The following is a 26,582-nucleotide window of genomic DNA, read 5'->3' on the forward strand; positions in this document are numbered from 1 at the left end:
GCCGTCATGCGCCAAGGCCGCAGTCGGGAATGTTCTCATATCGCGCTGATCGTGCAAGAGCCGGCACGACAGAGCCGTGAGGCTTTGGCGCCGGCATCCGCTCAGGTGCGCGGCACCGTTTCCATCGGGAAGATCATCACCGCGCCTTTCGGCCCGCTCTTGTCGGCAAGCCGCATCACCGAGCGGGTTGCCGGCGCCATACCGAGATCGGTCAACATGTCGGAGAAGCCGGCGGAGCCTGTTCCGCGTGTCGCCGAGGCGACGCCGTCCTGCGCCAGGAAGCTCAGGTCCTCCTTCTCGCTCTCCGGCGGCGCTTCGGTCAAAACCGCAATCATCCGTTCCATGCCGAAACTGGTGTCGGTGAAGGCCAGCAGCCCCTCCTCGAGCGTGGCCTGCGGGGCGAGGCGTTCGGCAACGATATGGGTGATCGAATAGTCGCTGCCGATATAGAGCACGTTGATGTCGACCAGAAGGTCCGAGCTGTTCTTGGCCAGCACATGCACTTCGTCGCCCGGCGAGACGCGCGGCACCACCGAAGCCTGCAGCGGTTCGAGGCCATCCTTGTCGCGGCGTTTGACCTGGAACTGGACGTTGACGTCCTCGGGCTTGTAGTCGGAGGCCGCCGCCAGCCGCGAAAGCCCGGTGGCACGGAAGATGGTGCGCAGGTTCCTGGTCGTCGCATCGACCAGTTTCTGCCGGTCATCCCTATGGATGATGATCAGCGGTGGCTTGCTGCCGTCCTTCAAGGACACGTCGCCCGACGCCGGCAGGAACCACAGCGCCGGCTTGTCGGTCGCATCCTTGGCGGCGCCGGCAATGGCATTCTCGCGGATCACCGCAAAGCGAAGCTCGGCGCTCTTGCCGGGCTCGACCAGCTCGATGTTGAAGCCGGTCTCCTTGGCTGCGGCCAGTTCGTCGAGAACCGAATTGACCAGCGCGGTTTCCTTCTCAAGTCCCTTGGTGGCAGCCGGGCGCGCCACGACGAGCTTGTAGTCGACGGCGATCTCCGCCACCCGCGCATAGGCATTGGCGGGAATGTCGGCGACTTCGAGCGCCGGCTTCTTGTCGAACTCGACTGGCTTGACGCGGCTTTCCAGGTTCTTGGCCGACTGCACCTCGAGATAACCGACAGCGTCGGAAAGCGGCGACAGCGCCGAAGGCAATATGGCGAGCTTGCTGCCGAGGGTGAGGCGATGCAGCAGCCCGGCGCCGATCGTCGCCTCGCCATCCTTGATGACGACAGGCCACTGCATGACCGCGTCGGTCTTGTCGGTGCCGAACACCCGCGCGTCGAGTTCGCCTTCGAACAGCGGCGTCGGCCGGGTGCGGCTGTCGGCCGAATATTGCTGCAGCACGGCCTGGCCAAGCTGGCGATAGGTGACGTTGGGATTCTCAGCCAGTTTCGACAGGATGGTGAAGGTGAACAAGCCGAACCGGGGCGCATCCGCCGTGCCCTTGGGCAGCGGCATTTCCGGCGTCGTCTCCACCGTCTGTGCGGCATAGAAGGCGACCAGCTTGCCCTTGGTGATCGGTTCGCCGCCGGTCGGGGTCAGGTTGAAGGCGGGCTTGCGCGCGCCGTTGTCGTCGACGCCGCGCGAGCCGGCGGCCGACGTCACCTCGTCATAGGCCTTGATCGCGGCGGCCCGCTCGGCCTCGCTGCCGCCGACCAGGTCAGCGAATTCGACCTTGCGCTCCAGTTCGTCGTCGACTTCCACGGCGCGCGTCGCGGTGCCGGAATGGCAGCAGTCGAACACAACCCAGACGAAGGCGCCCTTGTCGCGAATGGCGTCGAGTGCTGCGCCGATCTCGTTGTCGACCAATGCATTGGGCACGCCGGCATCGCGGTTGATCCATTTTTCGATGTCGACGGGCAGGAAGATCTCGTCGAGCCCGTCGGTCTCGTCGCCCTTGACCATCTGCGGTTGCTGGGCGCCGTGACCGGACAGGTGCAAATAGACGAAATCGTCGCGCTGCACCTTGGCGGCAAGGTCGGCCAGTGCAGCCTTGATCGCCGCATGGGTCGGCAGGCCACTGGCGCCGGGGACGTCCTTGGCGAGCAGCGTCACATTCTCCGGTGCGAACCGCACCGGGTCGGGCACGTTCTTCAGGAGATATTCGTGGACGAGGCCGGCATCGTTCTTCGGCCCGATCAGCCAGTTCCTCTGCGGCAGGGCAGGATATTCGGTGCAGGCGACCAGCAACGCATGGTAGGTGCGCGATGCGGCCATGGTCCGGAACGACACCATGCCGGCCATCGTCAGCGCGGACGTGCCGACCAGCAGCGTCCGCCGCGTCAATTTGATCATGATTGCTTCCCAAAGCCCGATCGAATTTCCAAGCGCGGCAACTCTTGCCGAAGATTTTGTCAGTATTTTGAATGTTGCATTGGAGAGCAACCTGCCTGTTATCTCAATCCGGTCGATGATAGCGCTCTCTTCCGGGCAGATGTTGGAAACAGTAGCAAAAACGCCTGTTCGTCGCTATCTGGGTGGGACAAGGTTCGTTTGCGCGCGGAAATGATGCGCGAGCGACGCAAGGCGAGTTGGATCAGGACCATGGCGGCAAGGGATGTGCTGACGAAGAACCAGGTGTGCGTGCTCGAAAAGCTCGAGGCCGCCAGCGGCCCACTCAGCGCCTACACCTTGCTTGACCAACTGCGCGAGCGCGGTTTTCGCGCGCCGCTGCAGGTCTATCGGGCGCTCGACACGCTGGTGAAGTCCGGCTTCGTGCACCGGCTGGAAAGCATCAACTCCTTCGTCGCCTGCGCCGAGCCGCACGACCACAGCCACTCGATGACCGCCTTCGCCATCTGCGACACATGCGGGCAAGTCACCGAAATGTCCGACCACGATGTCGGCCACCGGCTTGACGAATGGGTGCGCTCGACGGGCTTTGCCGCCAAGAAGGCGGTGATCGAGTTTCGCGGGACGTGTGCCAAGTGTCTGGCGGAGGCCGCTTGAGACCTTATCTTCGTCATCCTAGGGCGGAGTGAACGCGAAGCGGAACGGAGACCCTAGGATCCATTCCGTTACATTTCCGACGATTGCAGCGGTGCAGAATAAATCTCCACAGCCGCAGCGCTCTGGCGTCACGGCATGGATCCTAGGGTCTACGCCGCGTCGCTTCGCTCCTTGCTTCGCCCTAGGATGACGAAGTGGCGGAGCATCAATGCGCCTCGTCCCAGTTGTTCGCCGCCCGGGCGTCGACATGCAGCGGCACCGACATCGAAACCGCAGGCATCGCCGCGTTTTCCATGACATGACGCACGATCGGGATCGTCGCCTCGACTTCGGCCTCTACGGTCTCGAAGATCAGTTCGTCATGCACCTGCAACAGCATGCGTGCTGAAAGGCCCGCCTTTTCCAGCGCCTCCTCCATGCGGATCATGGCACGGCGGATGATGTCGGCGGCGGTGCCTTGCAGGCGGGCGTTGATCGAGGCGCGTTCGTTGAACGCGCGGAGCGACGGGTTCGAGGAGCGGATATCCGGGTAATGGATGCGGCGGCCGAAGATCGTTTCGACGAAGCCGTGCTCGCGGGCATAGGCCTTGGTCTCCTCGATGTAGTCGCGGATGCCCGGAAAACGCTCGAAATATTTCTTGATGTAGTTGCTCGCCTCCTCGCGCGGGATCGACAGCTGGTTGGCGAGGCCGAAGGCCGAAATGCCGTAGATGATGCCGAAATTGATCGCCTTGGCGCGGCGGCGGACTTCCGAAGGCATGCCTTCAACCGGCACGTTGAACATTTCCGACGCGGTGATGGCGTGGATGTCGGCGCCGTCGGCAAAGGCCTGCCGCAGTTGCGGGATTTCGGCGACATGGGCGAGCACCCGCAGCTCGATCTGGCTGTAGTCGGCCGAGACCAGCCGATGGCTCTTGTCGGTGATGAAGGCGGTCCTGATCTTGCGGCCTTCGGCGGTGCGCACCGGAATGTTCTGCAGGTTCGGATCGGAGGACGACAGCCGGCCCGTCGTCGTCGCGGCCAGCGCATAGGAGGTGTGGACGCGCTTGGTGTCGGGGTGGATGAAGCCCGGCAGCGCATCGGTATAGGTCGATTTCAGCTTGGTCAGCTGTCGCCAGTCGACGATCTTGCGCGGCAGTTCATGGCCTTCCGCGGCAAGGTCTTCAAGAAGCTGCGCCGAGGTCGACCACTGGCCGGTCTTGGTCTTGGAGCCGCCGGGCAGGCCCATGCGCCCGAACAGGATGTCGCCGAGCTGTTTTGGCGAGCCGATGTTGATGCGCTCGCCGATGAGCTGGTAGATCTCCTCTTCCAGTCGGGCGGCGCCCTGCGCCAGTTCGCCGGACAGTCGCGACAGGATCTGCCGGTCGACCGAGATGCCGCGCTGTTCCATGCGCGCCAGCACCGGCACCAGCGGCCGTTCCAGCCGCTCATAGACCGAGACCAGGCCCTTGGCGGCAAGCCGTGGTTTCAGCACCAGCCAGAGCCGCAGCGTCACATCGGCGTCTTCGCCGGCGTGGGCGGTCGCCTTGTCGATGTCGACCTGATCGAAACCGACGGAGCTTTTGCCGGAGCCGGTGACGTCCTTGAGCAGGAGAGGGGTATGCCCCAGCCATTTCTCGGCAAGCGAGTCCAGGCCGTGACCATGGGGGGTGCCGGCATCGAGCACATAAGAGATCAGCATGGTGTCGTCGAAAGGCGCGACATCGATGCCATAGCGGCTCATGACGACAAGATCGTATTTCAGGTTCTGCGCGATCTTGAGAACCGACCTGTCTTCCAACAGCGGTTTCAGCAGGGCCAGCGCCTCGCGCAGGGGAATCTGGTTTTCGACCGCACCGCCGCCGAGCAGGTCGCCATTGCCGCTCTTGTGGGCAAAGGGAATGTAGGCCGCACGGCCAGGCGCGGTGGCGATGGATATGCCGATCAACTCGGCCTGCATCGGGTCAGAGGAAGTGGCCCTCACATCGAACGCAGCAAGGCCGGTCTCCTTTGCCTCGGCTACCCAGGCCTTCAGGGTCGCGACGTCGCGAATGCCTTGATAAGCTGACGTATCGATCTTGCGGGTGGCCGCGCTCTCCAGCCGCAACGCTGCGAGCAGGGAAGGGGTGTCGCCTTGCTTCGGTGTCGCTGTGGTTGCCGTTCCGCCGGCTTGGCCTGGCTCGGCGCCGGCCTCGCTTCGGGCAACGGCTGGCACTCCGGCCCCGACATCGGGGCCATGCGCGTTGTCGGCGCGCTCGACCGTCACCGACACGGCCTGGACGTCACCGGCCTCGGTGCCGGTTGCTTCCGCCACGCGGCGGGTCAGCGAGGTGAATTCCATGGTCTTGAGGAAGCCGATCAGCTTCGGCCCGTCCGGCGCGTGCAGGACGAAGTCGTCCAATCCCTCGGCCACCGGCACGTCGTTCATCAGCGTCACCAACTGACGCGAAATGCGCGCCTTGTCGGCGTTGGCGATGATGGATTCGCGCCTCTTGTCCTGCTTGATCTCGCCGGCGCGGGCCAGCAGCGTGTCGAGGTCGCCGAATTGTTCCAGCAGCTGCGCCGCCGTCTTCGGCCCGATGCCGGGCACACCAGGCACATTGTCGACCGAGTCACCGGTCAGCGCCTGCAGGTCGACCATTTTCTCCGGCGGCACGCCCCATTTCTCGATGACTTCGGGAATGCCGATCTGGCGGTCCTTCATCGGGTCGTACATGCCGACCGTGTCGCCGACCAGCTGCATCAAATCCTTGTCGGAGGAGATGACGGTGGTGTCGCCGCCTGCTTCACGGGCAAGCCTTGCATAGGTGGCGATCAGATCGTCGGCCTCGTAGCCTTCGATCTCGATGCAAGGCAGGTTGAACGCCCTGGTCGCCTGGCGGATCAGGCCGAATTGCGGGATCAGGTCTTCCGGCGGAGCCGAGCGGTTGGCCTTGTATTCGGGGTAGAGTTCGTTGCGGAAGGTTTTCGACGAATAGTCGAAAATGACCGCGAAATGCGTCGGCACAATGCCTACATCGGTGTTGCGGGCGTCGAGCATCAGCTTCCACAGCATGTTGCAGAAGCCGGAAACGGCGCCCACCGGCAGACCGTCGGATTTGCGGGTCAGCGGCGGCAGCGCGTGATAGGCACGGAAGATGTAGCCGGAGCCGTCGACAAGGAAGAGATGATCGCCTTTTTTCATGTCGGCAGGGATAGCGCGGCGCGGCGGCTTGGTCCATGCCAAAGGCAGCCTCAAATATCGGTTCCGGCAACACCCTGACAGAACGGCCGCGGGCCGGCCTGCTCACGCCCATGTTACAAAAGTGTAATTTTCGTGCCCTTGAATCGCCACGTTCAAAGACACAAATACAGGTCATCGGCAGTTTTCGCCGAGTCCGGAGCAAGGCCCGTCCCCCGCCTATCCCGGACACCTGCGGCAGCCTATCCCCCCCTCTCCGGGCTGCCGCATCGTTTCGAGTAGAAGGCCGCCGTGGTTCCCCCTCCACCACGGCGGTCTTTTTTTGCCTCAGACAGACGTTTGCAGCCCGTGGTCCAATGATCGCGGGCTTTTCGTTTTCCCGTCCTGCCTTTACGGTTCCGGCTCTGAATCGAAAGGCTTCACACATGTCCGCAGTTTCCCCCGTCCTCGACCGTCTCGACAAGAATCTTGACCAGAGCCTCGAACGCCTGTTCGGCCTGCTCAGGATCAAGTCGATCTCCACCGATCCGGCCTATGCCGCCGACTGCCGCAAGGCGGCGGAATGGCTGGTGGCCGAGCTCAAGCTCATCGGCTTCGACGCCAGCGTTCGCGACACGCCCGGACACCCGATGGTGGTTGCACATCATGACGGGCCGGCCGGTTCGCCGCATGTGCTGTTTTATGGCCATTATGACGTGCAGCCGGTGGACCCGATCGAATTGTGGGAAAGCGATCCGTTCGCGCCTGCGGTCAAGGAGGTCGGACCGGACCACAAGGTGATCACCGGACGCGGCTCGGCCGACGACAAGGGCCAGTTGATGACCTTCGTCGAGGCTTGCCGCGCCTGGAAGCAGGTGCATGGCAATCTGCCCTGCCGCATCACCATCCTGTTCGAGGGCGAGGAGGAATCCGGCTCGCCGTCGCTGAAGCCGTTCCTCGAGGCCAATGCCGACGAACTCAAGGCTGATTTCGCGCTGGTCTGCGATACCGGCATGTGGGATCGCGACACGCCGTCGATCTGCGTCGGATTGCGCGGGCTGGTCGGTGAGGAGATCACGGTCAAGGCCGCCGACCGCGACCTGCATTCCGGCCTCTATGGCGGTGCCGCAGCCAACCCGATCCGCATCCTGGTCAAGGTTTTGGCCGATATCCACGACAAGGACGGCCACATCACCATTCCCGGCTTCTATGACGGGGTCGAGGAAACGCCGTCTCAGATCCTGAAATCATGGGAGACGCTTGGCGAGACGGCCGAGACGTTCCTCGGACCAGTCGGCCTGTCGATCCCGTCGGGCGAAAAGGGCCGCTCGGTGCTGGAATTGACCTGGGCGCGGCCGACGGCCGAGTTCAACGGCATCATCGGCGGCTACACCGGCAAGGGCTTCAAGACGGTGATCGCGGCGGAAGCCTCGGCGAAGGTATCGTTTCGCCTCGTCCACAAGCAGGATCCCAAGAAAATCCGTGCGGCGTTCCAGAAATTCGTCCAGGAGCGCATCCCGGCTGACTGTTCGGTCGAATTCCACCCGCATGGCGGCTCGCCGGCAATCCAGCTTTCCTACGACTCGCCGTTCCTGGCCAAGGCCAAGGATGCGCTGTCCGACGAATGGCCGAAGCCGGCGGTGACGACGGGCAGCGGCGGCTCGATCCCGGTGGTCGGCGATTTCCAGACCTATCTCGGCATGGAATCGCTGCTGGTCGGATTCGGCCTCGACGACGACCGCATCCACTCGCCCAACGAGAAATACGAGCTCAGCTCCTTCCACAAGGGCCAGCGCTCCTGGGCGCGCATTCTCGATGCCTTGACGCGCTGAGCGGCGGGACCCCTCGTTTTCCTGTTGATTTTTCAGCGGATCGCGGCGAGGACGGGCCACAAGACAAAAGCGCGACAGCGTCCCTTGCGGGTCAAGGGACGCGCAAGGCTCGACCGGAGAAGACAATGGCCGATATCCGTTTCCACAAGCATGATCTGCCCGACCTCTCGCACTACAATGTCGGGGCGGTGGCCATCGACACCGAGACGCTCGGGCTCAACCCGCATCGCGACCGGCTGTGCGTGGTGCAGATTTCGCCTGGCGACGGCACGGCCGATGTCATCCAGATCGCGCCCAGCCAGAAGAAGGCGCCGAACCTTGTCAACCTGCTGAGGAACCGCGGCATAACCAAGCTCTTCCATTTCGGCCGTTTCGATCTCGCCGTGCTCTACAACGCGTTCGGCGTGATGCCGGAGCCGGTGTTCTGCACCAAGATCGCCTCGCGGCTGACGCGCACCTACACCGACCGGCATGGGCTGAAGGATATCTGCTTCGAGCTTCTCGGCGTCGGCCTGTCCAAGGTGCAGCAATCGTCGGACTGGGCGGCCGAGACACTGTCGCCCGAACAGCTCGAATATGCCGCTTCCGACGTGCTCTATCTGCACCGGTTGCGCGATGTGCTGGCCGGGCGGCTGGCGCGCGATGGGCGGACCAAGGAAGCCGATGCCTGCTTCCGCTTCCTGCCGACGCGTGCCAAACTCGATCTGATGGGCTGGGACGAAGAGGATATCTTCGCCCATAGCTGACGGTCGTCGCGGCGAGCTGCCGTCGATGGCTGGTTGGAACCAGATGCGGGCCGCCGCGTTCTGTCGGCTCAAATGGGGGATGACATGACGGACAGAAAGCCTATAGCGACCGCGCCGACCGACGGTTCCAAGGTCTCCGTCACCTGGAAGGACAGCGACGGCGTGATCAACGAATCCATCGCGCAATATCGCGACGACGGTTGGTGGGTCTACACCGACAGTCACACGCAAAAGAAGGTCGAGCCGACCAGTTGGCGGCCTGCCGCAAGCGACGATGACGATCAATGAGGGCGCCGCTGGTGAGGCCGGCCGCTTTCGAATAGCCTGAAGCCGTTGATATCGAGGCCGATTCGGAGCTTTCCGTTCCGCCGTCGCCCTCTTGCTCGGAGGAAATCGCTATGGGTGTCGAAAGCCTGCTCGTCTTCATCATCATCGGTGCCATCGCCGGCTGGCTCGCCGGTCTTGTCGTTTCCGGCTTCGGTTTTGGCCTGATCGGCAACATCATTGTCGGCATCGTCGGCGCGTTCATCGCCGGCTGGCTGTTCCCGCGGCTCGGCTTCTCCATCGGCGGCGGCATTCTCGCCTCGATCATCCATGCCACCATCGGCGCTATCATCCTGCTGGTGCTGGTCAAGGTCCTGAAACGAGCCTGAGGCTCGACAACGCAAAGGGCGCGCCGTGAAACAGAATACGCTCTATCTTGTCATTGGCGCGCTCGTCGTCGTGGTCATCGCGCTCGGTATCTATGTCTATCGCGAGCAGACCAGACCCAAGGGCGTCGAGCTCAAGATCGACGACAAGGGCATCTCGATCCAGCAGAACTGAACCGTCGATCGGTGGGAGCGCGACATGGTGGCTTCTGACGCATCGGAAGGCACTGATCGGCCCGCAATCACCGTCGCGGAATGGGAGAGGCTGAACAGGCCGCCAAGGCGCGAGGCGTGGCTGCGCTATCATTGGCGGGTATTTCGCTTCCTGAGGGCATCCGCGCCGGTCAGCGAACTGCAGGGGCGAGAGCAGGCTTTCAGCGATGCGATCATCGCTAGCGTGGCCTTCAACCGGCCCGACGTGATCGAATGGCAGATCCACCTCGTGCGCCGATATCTGGCCGAGCACGACAGCTACATCGTCTTCGACAACAGCAAGAAGGACGAGGCAAGGGAGGCCATCCGCGACCTTTGTCGCCGCCAGCATGTCCCCTATGTCGCGTTGCCGAGGAACAGGCTGGTTGTCAGCAGGTCGCACGGTCAAGCGCTCAACTGGATCGTGCGGAATTTCTTGCCCAGGTTCGGGCCGAAGCTTTTCGGCTTCATCGATCATGACATCTTTCCGACTGAACCATTTTCGATCCGCGCCCAAATGGAGGGCAAAAGCCTCTACGGGAGCGTGCGGCGCGATACGCCGACGCCGGGCGGCTGGTTCCTGTGGCCCGGGTTCAGTTTTTTCGATGGAAGCCTGCTGCGCCGACGGCTGGATTTCGCCCCGAGCTACAAGTTTCATATGGATTCCGGTGGCGGCAACTGGCCGGTGCTCTACAGGTCGATCGATCCGGCGCTGGTTCGGTTCGCTGAAAACACATCGCTTCATTTCGGCGCCGGACATGATCAATCCGAGGATTTTTTCATGGTGGTCGATGGCTGGCTGCATGTGACGAACGCCTCGAACTGGAGACGACAGCAGGTTGACAGGGGCGAACACATTCTCGCGCTGTTGCGGCAAGCCGGGGGCCTGACCAGCCGGATGTGAAGTTCGAGCCTATCTGAACCAGACATCAAAGCCGGGCAGGATTTGGCAATGAGCCGGGCCGACGAGACAGATTTTCAGCCTTCAATGCCAACGAGAGGCGCATGACGATACACCAGATCGATTTCAAGGCAGGCGACGCCGTGCGGGCCGCGCTTGCGGAAATCGGGCGCACGGAAGACCTGCGGTTCTCGCCTGATAACCGGCTGCTGGCAATTGCCGGATATGCGCGCAAGCGCTGCCTGATCCTGCGCATCGACGTCGAGACGGGACCTGATGGCCCAGGCGTCACACTTCACAATTTCATGGAGTTGACGTCGGACGACGTGGGTGAAGTCCACGGCCTCGACTTCATCGATGACCGGACCTTGGCAATCGCCAATCGCGATGGGCTGGTTGCGCTATTTGCGCTGCCGCGTGAAGAACCGGCTGGCCAAAGCCGTCAGATCACCGCCATTCGCCAGCTCCGAGGCAGGCGGCCCTACAAACTGAATTCACCGGGCTCGATTGCGATCAGGCTTGAGTCATACGGCCGGGTCAGCCTGCTGGTCTGCAACAACTACACGCATCTGGTCACCCGGCATGTCGTCAACCGGTTGCTTGGTTATCGCGCTACAAGCAATCAGCCGCTGCTAAAGCGCGGTCTCGACATACCGGACGGCATTGCGCTCAGCCATGACGGAAAGTGGATCGCCGTCAGCAGCCACGGCACAAAGGATGTGAAGATCTACAGCATGTCCGCGTCGCTCGGACCGGACAGTGAACCGGCCGGTGTCCTGCAGAATGCCGGCTATCCGCACGGCGTGCGCTTTACTGCTGACGATCGGCACATCCTCGTCGCCGACGCGGGCAGCCAAATGGTGCATGTTTATGCAGGCGACGGTGGCTGGAAGGAGCATCGCGAGCCCGCGCGCTCGGTTGCTGTGCTCGATGAAGAAACCTTCCTGCGCGGCAGGGCCAGTTTTGACGAGGGCGGGCCGAAAGGTCTCGATATCGACCGGTCCAACAGCGTCGTGGCTGTGACCTGCGAAGAGCAGACGCTGGCCTTTTTCGCGCTGACGACGATACTCGGTGCAGTTGAAAATTGCCGGCAAGGCAGGGCTATTGCACCGGCGTAGCGCCGGAAGAGGGCCCAACCCGACATGGAATTAGAATGACGGATCGCCGCTTCGGCGCTATGATGTCGGAATAGGGCGTTTGGGCCAACCAACCTAACCATTAGGAGGTTGCCATGAAGCACCAAACACTGGACCAACTGCATGCAGTGGCCGAGATCAGCACTACACAGCCGGTAATGAGCCGAACCCAGCGTCTCCTACGTTGGGCCGAACTTCTTGAACGTGAGCCCAGCCGGCTCCTGAACGCGCTTGCCGGGACCGAATACCGTGCGCCGTCCGAGCGCGATGTGATGCGAGGCGATGGCTCGCCGATAACGGTTGCCTTCACGGACCCCATTTTGCACGACGAAGGTCTGAAAGACGACAGCTATGGCGAAGCCAAGCGCTTCTTCGAGTTGACCGACCACCAACTGCACGAGATTGTCTGCTACTGCCATGTTGGCGAGGTTATGCAATCGTCCAGGGCAGCGCTTTCGGTTCGTGCGGCGATCGGCTGACGCATGTCCGCCAGGTGATCACCTGGTGACGAGATGATTAGGGCGCGGTCCGACGCGAAGCTGTAACCACTTGCGATCGCGCCCTGACGAGGAACATGGTTGCAACGCCTGCCAAAGGCTTGCAGCGGCTGGCAGGAGTTGGGTCTTTGGCGTCCGAACAAAATGCTGCGGTTTCTGATTGTTCTATCTTCGAGGGTGTGAGGCGCTTGCTGGCGCCAGAATAAGGGGCCTCGAACCGAGCGACAGCGGCCGGACCCCAAGCATTTGATTGTCAATCGCTTTGAATTTTTCCGACTTAACCCGCCCTTAAATCGCCGCATCTACTCTTCAACCCGAACGCCATAGGCATCGGGGATATCAAGCACAGCGCATGGCGAACCGCAGAGACAGTCGCATCGAACCCAGTTTCGAGGGACCGCCGCAGGCGCGGTCCTCGGCGGGTCTTTCGGTGAACGAGGAGGACCGCGTCGTGCCGAGCAACCGCAAAGCCTCCGCCAAACGCAAGCCGGCCAAGGCGAAATCATCGCGCGGTGGGCGCGGCAGGAGCCGGCGCGGCCTGTTCGGCGTGCTCGGTCGGATGTTTTACTGGTGCTTCGTGCTCGCCATCTGGGGTGGCATCGCGGTGGCTGGTATCGTCATCTACTACGGCGCCAAGATGCCGGCGGCGACGACCTGGTCGATCCCCGACCGCGCGCCAAACATCAAGATCGTCTCGGCCGACGGCCAATTGCTCGCCAATCGCGGCATGAGCGGCGGCGAGGCGGTCGGCCTGCACGAAATGTCGCCCTATATCCCGGAGGCCGTCATCGCCATCGAGGATCGCCGCTTCTACTCGCATTTCGGCATCGACCCGATCGGGCTGTCGCGCGCGATGGTGACCAACGTGCTCGGCGGGCATTTCTCGCAGGGCGGTTCGACGCTGACTCAGCAATTGGCCAAGAACCTGTTCCTGACGCCCGACCGCACGCTGGAGCGCAAGGTGCAGGAGGTGTTGCTGGCGCTGTGGCTGGAGCATAAGCACACCAAGGACCAGATCCTCGAAATGTACCTCAACCGGGTCTATTTCGGTTCCGGCGCCTATGGCGTCGAAGCGGCTTCGCGCCGCTATTTCGGCAAGAGCGCGCGCGACGTCACCCTGTCGGAAGCCGCACTGCTTGCCGGCCTCTTGAAGGCACCGTCGCGGCTGTCGCCGGCACGCGATCCCAAGGCCGCCGAGGAACGCTCGCAACTGGTGCTTGCCGCCATGCGCGATGAGGGCAAGATCAGCGCCAAGGAACTGACCTCGGCGATGAGTGCGCCGGCAACGCGCGCGCCGTCCTATTGGACCGGCTCGGAGAATTATGTCGCCGACACAATCATGGAGGAACTGCCCGACCTGATTGGCGACGTGCGCGGTGACATCGTCATCGACAGCACCGTCGACCTGAACCTGCAGAAGCTCGCCGAACAGTCGATCCGCAGGTTGATTGACGACAGCGGCAAGAAGCTCAACGTCACCCAGGGCGCGCTGGTGTCGATCGACGATTCCGGTGCGGTGCGCGCCATGGTCGGCGGCTACGACTATTCGACCAGCCAGTTCGACCGCGCTTCGGAAGCACGCCGCCAGCCGGGCTCTGCGTTCAAGCCATTCGTCTATATGGCAGCGCTTGAAGCCGGCCGCACGCCCGACAGCATCCGCAACGACGCGCCGATCAAGATCGGCAATTGGACGCCCGACAATTACGGCGGCAAGTATTTCGGCAAGGTGACGCTGGCCACCGCATTGGCCAAATCGCTGAATTCGGTCGCCGCCCAGCTGACCATGGAGGTCGGGCCGAACGCGGTTGTCGAGGCGGCGCACCGCATGGGCATCCAGTCCGACCTGATAGCCAACACCTCGATCGCGCTCGGCACGTCGGAAGTGACGCCGCTGGAATTGACATCGGCCTATGTGCCCTTCGCCAATGGCGGCTACAAACCGGACATCCATTTCATCCGTCGCGTGACGACCACCGAGGGCAAGGTGCTCTACGACAGCGGTGGCGGCAGCGCGCCGCGCGTCGTCAAGCCCGAGATCGTCGGCATGATGAATTCGATGATGACCGGTACGGTCGAGATCGGCACCGCCCGGAAAGCGGCTTTCGCCTGGCCGTCCGCCGGCAAGACCGGCACCAGCCAGAATTCGCGCGATGCCTGGTTCGTCGGCTACACCGCCAACCTCACCACCGGTGTGTGGTTTGGCAATGATGACGGCAGCCCGATGAAGAAGGTCACCGGCGGCGCACTGCCGGCGCAGGCCTGGCACGAATTCATGGTCGCAGCCCACGAGGGCGTGCCGGTGCGGCCGCTGCCCGGCACCTGGAAATCGACGCCGGCCGACACCATCGTGCCCGACGAGATACCCTCGGCAAACAACACGCCGCCGGCGCCGGTTCCATCCGCGTCCGTCGGCCAGCAGGCGCCGCAGGCGCGGCCAGCCGCGCCGGTCGCCCAGGCGCCGGCACCGGTCCGCGCGGCCCGTCCCGCACAGACCGTCGATGCCGATGGCCTTTCCATGCCGGAGGACGACGGCGCCACCGCGTCGATCAAGCACCCGGTGCCGCCAGGCGACGTCGGTGGTCCGCGCAAGAAGCGGCAGACCTCGATCCTGGATCTCCTTGGCGGCTAAAGCGCGTCGCGCGCTTTAGCTCTTTGTTTCTATGCATGTCGTTGCCTCAAAACCGGGGCTACTTTTGAGCGACATGGATTAGCGGCAACTCGCCTCTCGCCACCTCGGCGTCGTTCGGCTACATCTCCGGCCCGGAGACCCTGAAATGGCTGAACTCGACACTAGAAAAACCATCGTGCTGACCGGCGCCAGCCGCGGCATCGGGCACGCCACGGTCAAGCGTTTTTCGCGCGAGGGCTGGCGCGTCATCACCTGCTCCAGGCAGGCTTTCGCCGAGGATTGCCCCTGGCCGGCCGGGCCGGAGGACCACATCAAGGTCGATCTCGCCGACCAGGAGGATGTCGGCATCGCCGTTTCCGAAATCCGCCACCGGCTGGAAGCGCATGGCGGCCAGTTGCATGCGCTGGTCAACAATGCCGGCATTTCGCCGAAGCTCAAGGACGGCAATAGCCGCATGGACTCGATCGACACGCCGATGCATGTCTGGCGCGACGTGTTCCAGGTCAATTTCTTCGCGCCGATCATGCTGGCGCGCGGCCTGTTCAAGGAACTGGCGGCGGCCAAGGGCTCGATCGTCAACGTCACCTCGATCGCCGGCACCCGGGTGCATCCCTTCGCCGGCACGGCCTATGCGACGTCGAAAGCGGCACTCGGCTCGCTGACGCGCGAGATGGCGCATGATTTCGGTCCGCACGGCATCCGCGTCAACGCCATCGCGCCCGGCGAGATCGACACCGCGATCCTGTCGCCGGGCACGGACAAGATCGTCGAGACCATTCCGCTCAGGCGCCTTGGCACCACGGCCGAGGTCGCTGACATCATCTTCTTCCTGTGCTCGCAGCAGGCGTCCTATGTGACGGGTTCGGAAATCCACATCAATGGCGGCCAGCACGTGTGACAATACAGGGTGATCACCCTGTTATGGTGAGAACAGCCTTGCCGCTGAAGCTGCGCTGTCGCAATGCGTCCAGGGCTTGGGCGATGTCGGTCCACGGCACGGTCATGGCCACACGCGTCTCGAGCCGGCGGGCTGCGACCAGAGCGAGCAGCGAGGCGATGTCCTCGCCAATGCCTGGACCTGACGTGTAGTACGCAAAAGTCTGAAGCCTCGCCCCTTCATGATCCGGAACGAACTGGCGGAATCCGATGGGTGTGAGCTCGCCGCTGCTCGAACCGAACATGACTATGGTCCCGCCAGGTGCGACGCGTTCGATCGCGTGGGCGAGGCTTTGGCCGCCGACCGACTCGGTGATCAGCAAAAACGGTCCCTCGGCCAGTTCGATTGCTTCGACAACCTGCTCGGCTCCAAGGCCGCGGAGGTCCTCGGCGTGCCGGGCGGCGGCGACCGCGGTTACCGAGGCGCCTTGCTCGCGGGCAATCTGGATTTGGAAACGACCGACCGCACCGCTAGCACCGGTGATCAGGACATGCTGGCCGGTCAGGTCGCCGCCATGGCGCAAAGTCCTCAGCGCCGTCGTGCCGGCGACCGGAAGCGTGGCTGCGGAAACGAAGCTGACGTCATCCGGCAGAACCGCGAGACGGTCGGTCGGAACGGCGATCCGTTGCGCCCACCCGGCCTGGTCGACCAGAGCCGCAACCCGGGCGCCCATGGCTGGCCCGGAACCATCGGCTGCTGCCCGTTCGACAAACCCGGCGATGTCCTGGCCGGGTATCCAGCCGTTCGGACGGATGGCGAGCAGGCGCAGTTCGCCGCGGTTCAACGAGGTCGCGCGGACCGAGACAAGCGCTTCGTTCGAGGCCGGCTGAGGTTCGGCGAGTTCCGCGATCCTCAATCCGGTCGCGCTTTCGGAAGAGATGACGAGGGCAAGCATGGTTCATACCTCACTGTTGCGCGTTGGACGCACGGCAGTGGAACCTATCGATTTTTGCCTTTGAATAATTTAGACATCAAAGCATCTGATCGCTAAAAACAGTCAATCATGAGACAACCCCTCCGCTACCCCTGGCTCAATTTCGATGTGGATGACCTTTCCGCGCCGGCGATTGCCGTGCGCGTCGACATCCCCGAGACCAGAGCGGAGGTACCCTCCCATTGGCACCGCAAGGGCCAACTCGTTTTCGCGCTTGCAGGCGGCGTCACCTGCCGCGTCCCCAGCGGCCTGTGGATGGTGCCGCCGCATAGCGGGGTCTGGATTCCAAGCGGCATGGAGCACAGCAATGTCGCGACCGCCAACGCCCGTATTTTCTTCGTGTATATCGAGCCGGGAGCTGCCGATCTGCCGGACAGATGCTGCACGCTCTCGATCTCGCCGCTGCTGCGCGAACTGATCATCGAGCTTTCCAATGGTGTGCAGGACGATCCGGCGAGGGATGAGCTTTTGACCAGGACCCTGCTCACCGAGCTGCCGCGCATGCCTGTCCAGCAGCTGCATCTGCCGATCTCATCCGAGCCGCGCTTGCGGCGGATCGCCGAAGCGTTGGCGCAAGATCCTGCCGACCGCAGCACATTGGCAGAATGGGCCAATCGCGTCGCGCTCAGCGAAAGCAGTCTCGCCCGTCTCGTGGTGAAGGAGACTGGCTTATGCTTCGGGCGCTGGCGTCAGCAATTGCACTTGATCGTCGCAATACGAGAGCTGGCCTCCGGCGCCAGCGTGCAGCAAGTTTCGGGCGATCTCGGTTATGAATCCGTCACGGCCTTCATCACCATGTTCAAGAAGGCACTCGGCAAGCCCCCGGCAAAATACCTCAGCAGTGTCGTGCACCATGGCGGCGCGGCTTAGGCAGCGGACGGTTCGGCAGCCCCCGGCTTGTGACCCAACACCTCTTCGACAATGCCCCGCGCAATCTCGCGCTCGCCCATGATCACCGTGTTGGCGCCGAGGCCCTTGAGGTGCTCGACCTCGGCGTCGGAATGGGCACGGGCGATGACGTTGATGCCGGGGTTGGCGGCACGTGCCCTGAGCACGATCTGGCCAGCCTCGAAGGCATTGGGAATGGCCAGGATCAGCCGCTTCGCCCCTTCGGGATTGGCGGCGGCGAACACTTCGGCGTTGGCCGCGTTGCCGGAGACGGTCTCGATACCGTCGGCTTTCAGTCTGGCCAGTGTCTTGTCGGCATCCTCGACGACGAGGAAGGGCAGGGCGGCCTCTTTCAACGACGCCCCGACGAGACTGCCGACGCGACCATAACCGATCAGGATGGCGTGGTTGGTGAGGGTTGTCCTGGGCGGCGGCCCGTCTTCCGCTTTCGTCGTGGCTGCAACAGAGGCGACCTGGCCCGGTTCCGTCGCCGGGCCGACCGGCTTTGCCTCGACCGGCGGTGCCGTCCTGGCGGCGCGCCGCTCCAGCCATGGCTTCATCCAGTCGATGGCCAGGAACATCAGCGGGTTCAGCACGATCGAAAGGATGGCGCCGGCCAGAATGAGGTCGCGACCTTGTTCGGGCAACAGTTTCAGCCCGACGCCGAGCTCGGCCAGGATAAAGGAGAATTCGCCGATCTGGGCAAGGCTTGCCGAGATCATCAGTGCCGTGGCCAGGGGATAGCCGAAGGCGACGACGATGACGAACGCCGCCAAGGATTTGCCGATGACGATGATGGCCAACGTCGCCAGGATCGGCCAGCCATTGCTGATCAGGCTGAACGGGTCGAACAGCATGCCGACCGAGACGAAGAACAGCACGGAAAAGGCATCGCGCAGCGGCAGCGATTCTTCCGCCGCGCGGTGGCTAAGTTCTGACTCGCTCATGATCATGCCGGCGAAGAAGGCACCCAGCGCCAGCGAGACCCCGAACAGTTTTGCCGCGCCGAAGGCGACGCCGAGAGCTATGGCGAGCACCGCCAGCCGGAACAATTCGCGCGAGCCGGTGTGGGCGACATAGTGCAGGATCCAGGGAATGACCCGGCGGCCGACCACCAGCATGACGACGACGAAAGCGGCGACCTTGGCCAGCGTGACGCCGACGACGCCCCAGATGCCGTAGCTGGCCGGTAGCGACAGCAGGCCGCTCGCATGGGTGTCCACCTGCTCCTGGCCGCCGAGCACGCCGGCAAGGGCCGGCAGCAGCACCAGCGCCAGCACCATGGCCAGGTCCTCGACGATCAGCCAGCCGACGGCGATGCGGCCGCGCTCGGTCTCGATCATCCGGCGCTCCTGCAGCGCGCGCAGCAACACCACGGTCGAGGCGACCGACAGCGCCAGGCCGAAAACCAGCCCCGCACCCATCGACCAGCCGAGCATCCAGGCAAGGCCGGCGCCGAGCGCGGTGGCAAAGCCGATCTGGACGATGGCGCCGGGCACAGCGATGGCGCGCACCGACAGAAGGTCCTTCAACGAGAAGTGCAGGCCGACGCCGAACATCAGCAGGATGACGCCGATTTCGGCCAGTTCGTTGGCAAGGCCGGCATCGGCGACGAAACCGGGCGTGTTCGGCCCGACCAACACGCCGGCTACGAGATAGCCGACCAGCGGCGGAATACGGAAGCGGTTGGCGAGAGCGCCGAAGACGAAAGCCAGCCCCAGACCGGCGACAATGGTGGCGATAAGGGGCGTGTCATGCGGCATTGTCTATGGAGCGCCTTTCAAAATCAGCAATGTTGGATGGTCGCCGCCCGAAGCCGCCGCCTGTTTGCAATATGGTGGATGGGGTGTCGGCGATGCAACCCGCAAAGCCATGAAATCGACGGTGCGGCCGCAAAAACTTGACCGGCAGCCGAAGAAACCGCCGGTCGGATTTGAATTCGCGCGATGATGTTTCGCTCCGATCCGACGCGATCGATCGACAACGATCAGGCTGTGGTTGGTCAGTGTCTTGGGAATTTCGGCGGGTCACTTTGTCCCCGACTTCCGAACCGGTAATGTTCTAACCGGACCCTCGCGGGTGCCGGCCATGCAGGTTGTCCAATGCCTGCGACTTTAATCTACTAAATTGGTAGAATTTAGAAAAAACTGTTTTGCGGCTTTTCTCGTTGGGCGCTAAAAGACCTACAAATCAAGGCCTGCGACAGCAGCTTGAATCCGCTCCATCCGCCGATGAGGAATATTTTTCTCTTGGCCGGGATGCTTTCAGAAAAGCGATTGCATCCCGACAGGCGATGCGCGAGTGCGTTCCTTCTGGTTTCTCACGCCCGCGCGTAGAACTGCAAGCCTGTTCAGGATTCCGCTCGCGCCCATGTCGCACACTGCTCCCAAACTCAATGCCTTTCCCGTCTTCGTGCGGGTCGAGGGGCAGACCGTGGCCATCGTCGGCGGCGGCGAAGAGGCGCTGGCCAAGGCGCGGCTGATCGGACAGTCGAGCGCGGTCCTGCGCATCGTTGCGGAACACGCCGAGCCCGACCTGCTCGCCTTCATCGCTCAGACCGGCGCCAATCATTTTGCCGCCGCCTACGACGCGTCTCAGCTCGAAGGCGCGGTCATGGTGTTTGCCGCCAGCGGCGATGAGGAACTCGATGGCCGTGTGGTCGCGGATGCGCGCCGCTTAAGCATTCCGGTCAATGCCGTCGACCGGCCTGAGCTTTGCGATTTCTTCACCCCGGCGCTGGTCAACCGCGCACCGGTCGCCATCGCCATCGGCACGGAAGGTGCAGGCCCGGTGCTTGCCCAGATGCTGCGCGGCCGCATCGACCGCATGCTGTCGCCCTCGCTCGGGCCGCTGGCAATCCTTGCCGCTTCGTTCCGCGGTGCTGCCGAGAAGCTGCTGCCGAGAGGCAATGCCCGTCGCCGCTTCTGGAACGATTTCTTCGCTGGCGCTCCTGCCCGCGCGGCTGAAGCCGGCGAGCTTTCGCAGGCGCATGACGCCGCCGTCGATCTTCTGCTGTCGAACACGCCTGCTACGGGCCACATCGCGCTGGTCGGCGCCGGCCCAGGCGCTGAGGATCTTTTGACCTTGCGCGCCCACCGTTTGCTGATGGAAGCGGATGTCATCGTCCATGACGCGCTTGTGCCGGAGGCGGTCGTTGCCATGGGCCGCCGCGATGCCGAGCGCCTGCCGGTCGGAAAACGCAAGGGCTGCCACACCAAGAGCCAGGCCGAGATCAATGCGCTGCTGGTCGAGCTTGGCCGTGAAGGCAAGCGCGTCGTGCGGCTGAAGTCGGGCGATCCGCTGGTGTTCGGCCGGGCCGGCGAAGAGATGGCGGCACTGCGTGATGCCGGCATTGCCTACGAAGTGGTTCCGGGCGTCACCGCGGCCTTTGCCGCCGCTGCCGATTTCGAACTGCCGCTGACCTTGCGCGGTGTGTCCTCGTCGATGGTTTTCACGACCGGCCACGACCTCAAGGGCAATTCGCTGCCCGACTGGGCCAAGCTCGCCATTTCGGGCGCCACCGTCGCCGTCTATATGGGCCGCTCGGTCGCGGCCGAGGTTGCCGGCCGGCTGATCGAGGCCGGGCTGTCGCCGGATACCGCGGTGGCCGTGGTCGAGAATGCGAGCCTCGCCAACCGCCGCCGCTTCCACGGCACGCTTGCCGACCTGCCGTCGCTGGAAGCGCGCGCCGATCTTTCCGGCCCGGTCATGACCATCATCGGCGATGCGGTCGCTGGCGCCAACTTTGAACGGTCCGAGCCGCTCGCGGCACACAGGCATGAAGGCGCGTCCAGTTCGGTCGCCGAAGGAGTTCAGCAATGAAGATACTGACCGCCAACCGCCTCACCGACGGCATTGCCGTCTGGTATGCCGATGGCGGCTGGGCCGAGACGGTGGACCATGCCGACCTCGCCCATGACAAGGCAGCCGAGGATAGGCTCGAGGCGATCGGCGCCAAGGCCTACGCCGCCAACGAAGTGGTCGACGTGAATTTGATCGATGCGGATGTCGTCAACGGCGTCGTCGAGCCGGTGCGGTTGCGCGAGAAGATCCGCGCCGCAGGTCCGACCATCCGCAACGATCTCGGCAAGCAAGCTGGCAAGCAGTCGACTTGGGCAGCATAACAAGACACCAGGCATGGGCGGACGCGCCCTGAAAGACGAAGCATGTACCGTTACGATGAGTTCGACCACGATTTTGTCCAGGCCCGCGTCGCCGAGTTCAGCGACCAGGTCCAGCGCCGCCTTGCCGGCGAGATCACCGAGGACCAGTTCCGGCCGCTCAGGCTGATGAACGGCGTCTATCTTCAACTGCACGCCTACATGCTGCGCATCGCGGTGCCCTATGGCACGCTGAACGGCAAGCAGTTGCGCATGCTGGGCCACATCGCCCGCAAATACGACAAGGGCTACGGCCATTTCACCACGCGCCAGAACATCCAGTTCAACTGGCCGGCGCTGTCGGACATTCCGGCGATCCTGGCCGATCTGGCAAGCGTCGAGATGCACGCCATCCAGACCAGCGGCAATTGCATCCGCAATGTCACCGCTGACCATTTCGCCGGCGCCGCAGCCGATGAGGTCGCCGATCCGCGCCCCTATGCGGAAATCCTGCGCCAGTGGTCGTCGGTGCATCCAGAATTCTCGTTCCTGCCGCGCAAGTTCAAGATCGCGGTGACGGGGGCCGAGCGGGACCGCGCTGCCATCCAGACCCACGACATCGGCCTGCACCTGAAGAAGAACGCTGCCGGCGAACTCGGTTTCGCCGTCTATATCGGCGGCGGCCAGGGCCGCACGCCGATGGTTGCCCGCAAGATCCGCGACTTCCTGCCGGAAGCCGACCTCTTGTCCTACTGCACGGCGATCCTGCGCGTTTACAACCTCTATGGCCGCCGCGACAACAAGTACAAGGCGCGCATCAAGATCCTCGTCCATGAGACCGGCGTCGAGGAGATCACCCGCCAGGTCGAGGCCGAGTGGCAGGAATTGAAGGACGCCGAGCTGAAGCTGCCGGAAGCCGATATCCGCGCCATCGAGGCCTATTTCGCGCCGCCGGCGCTCACCGAGCGGCCGGAAGGCGACCAGGCGGTTAAGCTGGCGCGCCTGGATTCCAAGGGGTTCTCGGAGTGGCTCGACCAGAACGTCGTGACGCACCGCCATCCCGACTACGCGGCGGTGACGATCTCGCTCAAGGGCATCGGCGAAGTGCCCGGCGACGCCTCGGACAGCCAGATGGAAGCGGTCGCCGACATCGCCGAAAAATATGCCTTTGACGAGCTGCGCGTCAGCCATGAGCAGAACCTGATCTTGCCGCATGTGGCGCGCGCCGACCTCAAGGCGGTCTATGATGCGCTGGTCGGCATCGGCCTGGCGACGGCCAATTCCAATTTGATATCGGACATCATCGCTTGCCCGGGCCTCGATTATTGCGCGCTGGCGACGGCGCGCTCGATCCCGATCGCGCAGGAAATCTCGCGCCGCTTCGCCTCGCTGGAGCGGCAGCGCGAGATCGGTGAACTGAAGCTGAAGATCTCCGGCTGCATCAACGCCTGTGGCCATCACCATGTCGGCCATATCGGCATCCTCGGCGTCGAGAAGAAGGGCTCCGAGCTCTATCAGGTGACGCTGGGCGGCTCGGCCGACGAGAACACCTCGGTCGGCGAGATCATCGGCCGCGGCTTCTCCTCGGAAGAGATCACCGACGCCATCGAGCAGATCGTCGAGACCTATCTCGGCCTTCGCCTCGACCCACAAGAGAAATTCATCGACGCCTACCGCCGTGTCGGTCCCGCGCCGTTCAAGGAGGCGCTCTATGCTGGCGAAACCAAGGCCGCTTGACCGTATTGCCGACGTCGATGACGGCATCGCCGCCAAGGCGGCCGGGCTCGATGCGCTCTATGGTCATCTGAAGCCGCTCGAGATCATCGAACACTCGGCCCGCGAACTGTTTCTCGACGAGATCGCCGCGGTGTCGTCGTTCGGCGCGGACTCGGCCGTGCTGCTGCACATGATCGCCAAGATCGACCGGACGCTGCCGGTCATCTTCCTCGACACCGGCAAGCATTTCGAGGAGACGCTCGGCTATCGCGATGCGCTTGCTGCCGATTTCGGGCTGACCAACATAAGGGTGATCAAGCCCGAGGAAGCGGCGCTCGAGCGGATCGATCCGACGGGCAATCTGCATCAGAGCAACACCGATGCCTGCTGCGACGTGCGCAAGGTCGAGCCGCTGGCGCGGGGCGTTGCCCCCTTCCGCGCCTGGTTCACCGGTCGCAAGCGCTTCCAGGCCTCGACCCGGGCAGCACTTCCGGTGTTCGAAGCGGTTGGTCCGCGCATCCGTATCAATCCGCTGGCGCATTGGACGACATCGGATCAGGCGGACTACATGCGCGCGCATGCGCTGCGCGAAAATCCGCTGGTCGCCTATGGCTATCTGTCGATCGGCTGCTTCCCGTGCACGCAGCCGGTGCAGCCGGGCGAGGACGCGCGCAGCGGCCGCTGGGCCGGTCATGCCAAGACCGAGTGCGGCATTCACCTGTCAGGGCTGGAGAAGTCGCTGACCGACGCATCCCTTTAGGGTATGTTGATATTCAGCCGGCCTGCAAACGGCAGCTTCCTGCGCTTCCGGTGTTCACGTACTTCAAGTACGCTCCGCTCGCCGCAGGGCGGCCCCGGAAGCCACCATTTTCGGCGCGACCTGACCTGAACACACACAATGAGCTTCTTGAGTTTTTTAGGAATTTTTGATGACTGAACCGACGATACCGGAGACCCGCCTCTGGACCCCTACGGGTTTTCGCGATGATGAGTGGACGCATGCCGAAGGCGCCGAGGCGCTGTCCGGCAACGGCCGCTTCATCCTGCCGCTGCAGGCGTTCCTCGATCTGGAGCCGGAGGTGCGCCGGTCTGCCAAGGAGCGGCTCGGCGTCGTGCTGCAGCCGGGCGATCAGCTCGAAAAGATCGCCGATCTGCTCGACCAGCTGTCTTTGGTGGCGCTGGTCTTCCCGGCCTTCAGCGACGGACGCTCCTTCTCCAAGGGCGAATTGCTGCGCAGCCGCTACGATTTCGAAGGTGCGGTGCGCGCCACCGGGCAGGTTCTGGTCGACCAGTTGCCGCATATGCTGCGGCTCGGCTTCGACGAGTTCGAGATCTCGAATCCGGTGCTGTTGAAGCGACTGGAGGAGGGCCGCACCGGCGGGTTGGGGCTCTACTACCAGCCAGCCGCCGTGCCGGAGCCCAAGGGCCCAAAATATTCCTGGCGCCGCCTTCGCAACAGCTGACGCAGCGGTAATTCCGTACGCCTTTACATCAGCGGTGATCGGGCCTTCTCTTGGTCGTCCGGACGGAAACATCCGCCGGGTGAGAGGGAGGAGATCATGGATTTCGACTATGTCATTGCCGGCGGCGGGTCCGCCGGCTGCACGCTTGCCGCGCGGCTCTCCGAAGATCCATCGAAAACGGTCTGCCTGATTGAAGCCGGCGGCGAGGGCAAAGATCTGCTCATCCGCGCCCCGGCAGGCGTCATCGCGCTGCTGCCCGGCCGGCCGAAGATCAACAACTGGGCGTTCGAGACGGTGCCGCAGCAAGGGCTTGGCGGGCGCAAGGGCTACCAGCCGCGCGGCAAGGCGCTGGGTGGTTCCAGCGCCATCAATGCCATGCTCTACACACGCGGACACCACGGGGACTATGACGAATGGGCCGATCTCGGCTGCACCGGCTGGTCATGGGACGAGGTGCTGCCCTATTTCCAGCGGGCCGAAGGCAACCAGCGCGGCACGGACGCCCTGCATGGTGGTGACGGACCGCTGCGGGTTGCCGAGCAGCAGGAGCCACGTGCGCTTTCCCGGGCCTTTGTCGAGGCCTGCGGCGAAAACCAGATCCGTCGCAACGATGATTTCAATGGACCGGAGCAGGAAGGGGCGGGGCTCTATCAGGTCACGCAATTCTGGGGCGAACGCCGCAACGGCGAGCGCTGCTCGGCGGCGGCCGCCTATCTGCATCCGGCCATGGACCGCCCAAACCTTACCGTCATCACTGGAGCCCATGCCACGGGCATCGTCCTTGACGGCAAGCGGGCCGCCGGCGTGCGCTACCGCGCGGGCAAGGGCGAAGCCGTTGCGAAAGCCAGGCGCGAGGTCATCGTCTGCGGTGGTGCCTTCGGCTCGCCGCAGCTCTTGTTGCTGTCCGGGATCGGGCCAGCTGTCGAGCTTGCAGCACACGGAATTCCGATCGTTCATGAGTTGCCCGGCGTCGGCAAGAACCTGCAGGATCATCTCGACTTCATCATGGGCTGGACATCAAGGGATGCCGACATGATGGGCATCGGCCTGCGCGGTCTGCCTGGCCTGCTGCGGCACCTGCGGCGCTGGCGCAAGGACGGCAGCGGCATGATCGCCACGCCCTACGCGGAGAGCGGCGCCTTCCTCAAGTCCGACCCGGCGATCGATCGGCCCGATCTGCAACTGCATTTCTGCATCGCTATCGTCGATGATCATGGCCGCAAGCTGCATATGGGCTATGGCTTCTCATGCCATGTCTGCGTGCTGCGGCCGCAGTCGCGCGGCGAGGTCGGGCTGTCGACGCCAGACCCGCTGGCGCCGCCGCGCATCGATCCGCGATTTCTGTCCGACGAACGCGACGCCGAGCTTTTGCTCAAGGGCACCAGAATGATGCGCGCCATATTGGAGGCGCCGTCGCTGGCCAAATACCGCCACAAGGAAATCTACACCGCCGGCGTTTCGAGCGACGCCGAGCTGATGGCGCATATCCGGGCTCGTGCCGATACGATCTATCACCCGGTCGGCACCTGCAAGATGGGTATCGACGATATGGCTGTCGTCGACCCCGAGCTTCGTGTCCGCGGCATGCAAGCCTTGCGTGTCGTCGACGCCTCGGTGATGCCGACGTTGATCGGCGGCAACACCAATGCGCCGACCATCATGATCGCCGAAAAGGCAGCTGATATGATCAAGGCTGCCTGATCGGGATTCTGGTCGAACCAGTGGTGCTGGGTTTGCCTGTTGTGGAATACCCTATGATGATATCGGTGCCAATCGACATCAACTGGTCTTACCAATTGTGCGATTTGCGCTTTCGCTTTCGCCATCCGGCCCTTAGGATAGGTCCATTATTTCGCGGTCCG

Annotated in this window: 21 protein-coding genes and 1 pseudogene; 18 read left to right on the top strand and 4 right to left on the bottom strand. The window is 63.5% G+C overall.

Going from position 1 to position 26,582, the window contains the following annotated elements:
• Positions 1-101: 101 nt before the first annotated feature.
• Positions 102-2,306, bottom strand: a complete 2,205-nt coding sequence (locus HB777_00585) for a caspase family protein (protein ID QND62549.1) — start codon at positions 2,304-2,306, stop codon at positions 102-104.
• A 249-nt stretch (positions 2,307-2,555) separates the two neighbouring features.
• Here HB777_00585 and HB777_00590 point away from each other — a divergent pair, with 249 nt between their 5' ends.
• Positions 2,556-2,960 (top strand): transcriptional repressor, encoded by a 405-nt coding sequence (locus HB777_00590; GenBank protein QND62550.1) that lies wholly within the window; start codon positions 2,556-2,558, stop codon positions 2,958-2,960.
• A 205-nt stretch (positions 2,961-3,165) separates the two neighbouring features.
• On the opposite strand, the gene polA is transcribed toward HB777_00590, so the two are convergent.
• On the bottom strand, positions 3,166-6,123 hold the full coding sequence (gene polA / locus HB777_00595; protein QND68598.1) for a DNA polymerase I: 2,958 nt from the start codon (positions 6,121-6,123) through the stop codon (positions 3,166-3,168).
• 422 nt (positions 6,124-6,545) lie between these two features.
• On the opposite strand from polA, the gene HB777_00600 reads away from it, so the two are divergent.
• The 10 genes and pseudogenes from HB777_00600 (at position 6,546) to HB777_00645 (ending at position 15,580) form a co-directional block, all read left to right on the top strand.
• On the top strand, positions 6,546-7,931 hold the full coding sequence (locus HB777_00600) for a M20/M25/M40 family metallo-hydrolase (GenBank protein QND62551.1): 1,386 nt from the start codon (positions 6,546-6,548) through the stop codon (positions 7,929-7,931).
• 125 nt (positions 7,932-8,056) lie between these two features.
• Positions 8,057-8,677 carry a ribonuclease D gene (locus HB777_00605; protein QND62552.1) on the top strand — a complete coding sequence of 207 codons (621 nt, stop codon included), beginning with the start codon at positions 8,057-8,059 and terminating at the stop codon, positions 8,675-8,677.
• An 84-nt stretch (positions 8,678-8,761) separates the two neighbouring features.
• Complete coding sequence (locus tag HB777_00610) at positions 8,762-8,965, top strand: hypothetical protein (GenBank protein ID QND62553.1); 204 nt, start codon at positions 8,762-8,764, stop codon at positions 8,963-8,965.
• A 110-nt stretch (positions 8,966-9,075) separates the two neighbouring features.
• Positions 9,076-9,330, top strand: a complete 255-nt coding sequence (locus HB777_00615; GenBank protein ID QND62554.1) for a GlsB/YeaQ/YmgE family stress response membrane protein — start codon at positions 9,076-9,078, stop codon at positions 9,328-9,330.
• A 25-nt stretch (positions 9,331-9,355) separates the two neighbouring features.
• Positions 9,356-9,502, top strand: coding sequence for a hypothetical protein (locus tag HB777_00620; GenBank protein QND62555.1), 147 nt, complete (start codon positions 9,356-9,358; stop codon positions 9,500-9,502).
• A 24-nt stretch (positions 9,503-9,526) separates the two neighbouring features.
• Positions 9,527-10,440 (top strand): annotated as a pseudogene (locus tag HB777_00625) (hypothetical protein).
• Positions 10,441-10,524: 84 nt separating this feature from the next.
• Positions 10,525-11,538, top strand: coding sequence for a hypothetical protein (locus HB777_00630; protein QND62556.1), 1,014 nt, complete (start codon positions 10,525-10,527; stop codon positions 11,536-11,538).
• A gap of 113 nt (positions 11,539-11,651) precedes the next feature.
• Positions 11,652-12,035 (top strand): hypothetical protein, encoded by a 384-nt coding sequence (locus HB777_00635; GenBank protein QND62557.1) that lies wholly within the window; start codon positions 11,652-11,654, stop codon positions 12,033-12,035.
• 370 nt (positions 12,036-12,405) lie between these two features.
• Entirely contained in the window at positions 12,406-14,682 is a 2,277-nt protein-coding gene (locus HB777_00640; protein QND62558.1) for a penicillin-binding protein, read from the top strand.
• A gap of 145 nt (positions 14,683-14,827) precedes the next feature.
• Positions 14,828-15,580 (top strand): SDR family oxidoreductase, encoded by a 753-nt coding sequence (locus HB777_00645; GenBank protein QND62559.1) that lies wholly within the window; start codon positions 14,828-14,830, stop codon positions 15,578-15,580.
• Positions 15,581-15,593: 13 nt separating this feature from the next.
• On the opposite strand, the gene HB777_00650 is transcribed toward HB777_00645, so the two are convergent.
• On the bottom strand, positions 15,594-16,514 hold the full coding sequence (locus tag HB777_00650) for a zinc-binding dehydrogenase (protein ID QND62560.1): 921 nt from the start codon (positions 16,512-16,514) through the stop codon (positions 15,594-15,596).
• Positions 16,515-16,622: 108 nt separating this feature from the next.
• Between HB777_00650 and HB777_00655 the strand changes: the two genes are divergently transcribed.
• Positions 16,623-17,423 carry a helix-turn-helix transcriptional regulator gene (locus HB777_00655; GenBank protein QND62561.1) on the top strand — a complete coding sequence of 267 codons (801 nt, stop codon included), beginning with the start codon at positions 16,623-16,625 and terminating at the stop codon, positions 17,421-17,423.
• Here the strand turns inward: HB777_00655 and HB777_00660 are convergent.
• Positions 17,420-19,204 carry a Kef family K(+) transporter gene (locus tag HB777_00660; GenBank protein ID QND62562.1) on the bottom strand — a complete coding sequence of 595 codons (1,785 nt, stop codon included), beginning with the start codon at positions 19,202-19,204 and terminating at the stop codon, positions 17,420-17,422. The two genes, HB777_00655 and HB777_00660, sit on opposite strands and share 4 nt — an antisense overlap.
• 607 nt (positions 19,205-19,811) lie before the next feature.
• On the opposite strand from HB777_00660, the gene cobA reads away from it, so the two are divergent.
• From cobA to HB777_00690, 6 genes are all read left to right on the top strand, one after another.
• Positions 19,812-21,263 carry a uroporphyrinogen-III C-methyltransferase gene (gene cobA, locus HB777_00665; protein ID QND62563.1) on the top strand — a complete coding sequence of 484 codons (1,452 nt, stop codon included), beginning with the start codon at positions 19,812-19,814 and terminating at the stop codon, positions 21,261-21,263.
• Positions 21,260-21,565 carry a DUF2849 domain-containing protein gene (locus tag HB777_00670; protein ID QND62564.1) on the top strand — a complete coding sequence of 102 codons (306 nt, stop codon included), beginning with the start codon at positions 21,260-21,262 and terminating at the stop codon, positions 21,563-21,565. The genes cobA and HB777_00670 overlap by 4 nt, the downstream gene beginning before the upstream one ends.
• 42 nt (positions 21,566-21,607) lie before the next feature.
• Positions 21,608-23,278, top strand: a complete 1,671-nt coding sequence (locus tag HB777_00675; GenBank protein ID QND62565.1) for a nitrite/sulfite reductase — start codon at positions 21,608-21,610, stop codon at positions 23,276-23,278.
• Positions 23,253-24,017 (top strand): phosphoadenylyl-sulfate reductase, encoded by a 765-nt coding sequence (locus tag HB777_00680; GenBank protein QND62566.1) that lies wholly within the window; start codon positions 23,253-23,255, stop codon positions 24,015-24,017. Before HB777_00675 ends, HB777_00680 begins: the two co-directional genes overlap by 26 nt.
• Before the next feature lie 169 nt (positions 24,018-24,186).
• On the top strand, positions 24,187-24,720 hold the full coding sequence (locus HB777_00685; protein QND62567.1) for a DUF934 domain-containing protein: 534 nt from the start codon (positions 24,187-24,189) through the stop codon (positions 24,718-24,720).
• 96 nt (positions 24,721-24,816) lie between these two features.
• Positions 24,817-26,421, top strand: coding sequence for a glucose-methanol-choline oxidoreductase (locus tag HB777_00690; protein ID QND62568.1), 1,605 nt, complete (start codon positions 24,817-24,819; stop codon positions 26,419-26,421).
• Positions 26,422-26,582: the final 161 nt, after the last annotated feature.

This window comes from Mesorhizobium loti, from assembly GCA_014189435.1.
Lineage (GTDB): Bacteria > Pseudomonadota > Alphaproteobacteria > Rhizobiales > Rhizobiaceae > Mesorhizobium > Mesorhizobium loti_G.

Excerpts from the sequence above, each read along its gene's own strand:
- HB777_00600 (QND62551.1), top strand. The coding sequence starts at position 6,546 with ATGTCCGCAGTTTCCCCCGTCCTCGACCGTCTCGACAAGAATCTTGAC.
- HB777_00650 (QND62560.1), bottom strand. The coding sequence starts at position 16,514 with ATGCTTGCCCTCGTCATCTCTTCCGAAAGCGCGACCGGATTGAGGATC.
- HB777_00640 (QND62558.1), top strand. The coding sequence starts at position 12,406 with ATGGCGAACCGCAGAGACAGTCGCATCGAACCCAGTTTCGAGGGACCG.
- HB777_00685 (QND62567.1), top strand. The coding sequence starts at position 24,187 with ATGACTGAACCGACGATACCGGAGACCCGCCTCTGGACCCCTACGGGT.
- HB777_00605 (QND62552.1), top strand. The coding sequence starts at position 8,057 with ATGGCCGATATCCGTTTCCACAAGCATGATCTGCCCGACCTCTCGCAC.
- HB777_00615 (QND62554.1), top strand. The coding sequence starts at position 9,076 with ATGGGTGTCGAAAGCCTGCTCGTCTTCATCATCATCGGTGCCATCGCC.
- HB777_00590 (QND62550.1), top strand. The coding sequence starts at position 2,556 with ATGGCGGCAAGGGATGTGCTGACGAAGAACCAGGTGTGCGTGCTCGAA.
- HB777_00610 (QND62553.1), top strand. The coding sequence starts at position 8,762 with ATGACGGACAGAAAGCCTATAGCGACCGCGCCGACCGACGGTTCCAAG.
- HB777_00630 (QND62556.1), top strand. The coding sequence starts at position 10,525 with ATGACGATACACCAGATCGATTTCAAGGCAGGCGACGCCGTGCGGGCC.
- cobA (QND62563.1), top strand. The coding sequence starts at position 19,812 with ATGTCGCACACTGCTCCCAAACTCAATGCCTTTCCCGTCTTCGTGCGG.
- HB777_00670 (QND62564.1), top strand. The coding sequence starts at position 21,260 with ATGAAGATACTGACCGCCAACCGCCTCACCGACGGCATTGCCGTCTGG.
- HB777_00675 (QND62565.1), top strand. The coding sequence starts at position 21,608 with ATGTACCGTTACGATGAGTTCGACCACGATTTTGTCCAGGCCCGCGTC.
- HB777_00585 (QND62549.1), bottom strand. The coding sequence starts at position 2,306 with ATGATCAAATTGACGCGGCGGACGCTGCTGGTCGGCACGTCCGCGCTG.
- HB777_00690 (QND62568.1), top strand. The coding sequence starts at position 24,817 with ATGGATTTCGACTATGTCATTGCCGGCGGCGGGTCCGCCGGCTGCACG.
- HB777_00680 (QND62566.1), top strand. The coding sequence starts at position 23,253 with ATGCTGGCGAAACCAAGGCCGCTTGACCGTATTGCCGACGTCGATGAC.
- polA (QND68598.1), bottom strand. The coding sequence starts at position 6,123 with ATGAAAAAAGGCGATCATCTCTTCCTTGTCGACGGCTCCGGCTACATC.
- HB777_00645 (QND62559.1), top strand. The coding sequence starts at position 14,828 with ATGGCTGAACTCGACACTAGAAAAACCATCGTGCTGACCGGCGCCAGC.
- HB777_00655 (QND62561.1), top strand. The coding sequence starts at position 16,623 with ATGAGACAACCCCTCCGCTACCCCTGGCTCAATTTCGATGTGGATGAC.
- HB777_00635 (QND62557.1), top strand. The coding sequence starts at position 11,652 with ATGAAGCACCAAACACTGGACCAACTGCATGCAGTGGCCGAGATCAGC.
- HB777_00660 (QND62562.1), bottom strand. The coding sequence starts at position 19,204 with ATGCCGCATGACACGCCCCTTATCGCCACCATTGTCGCCGGTCTGGGG.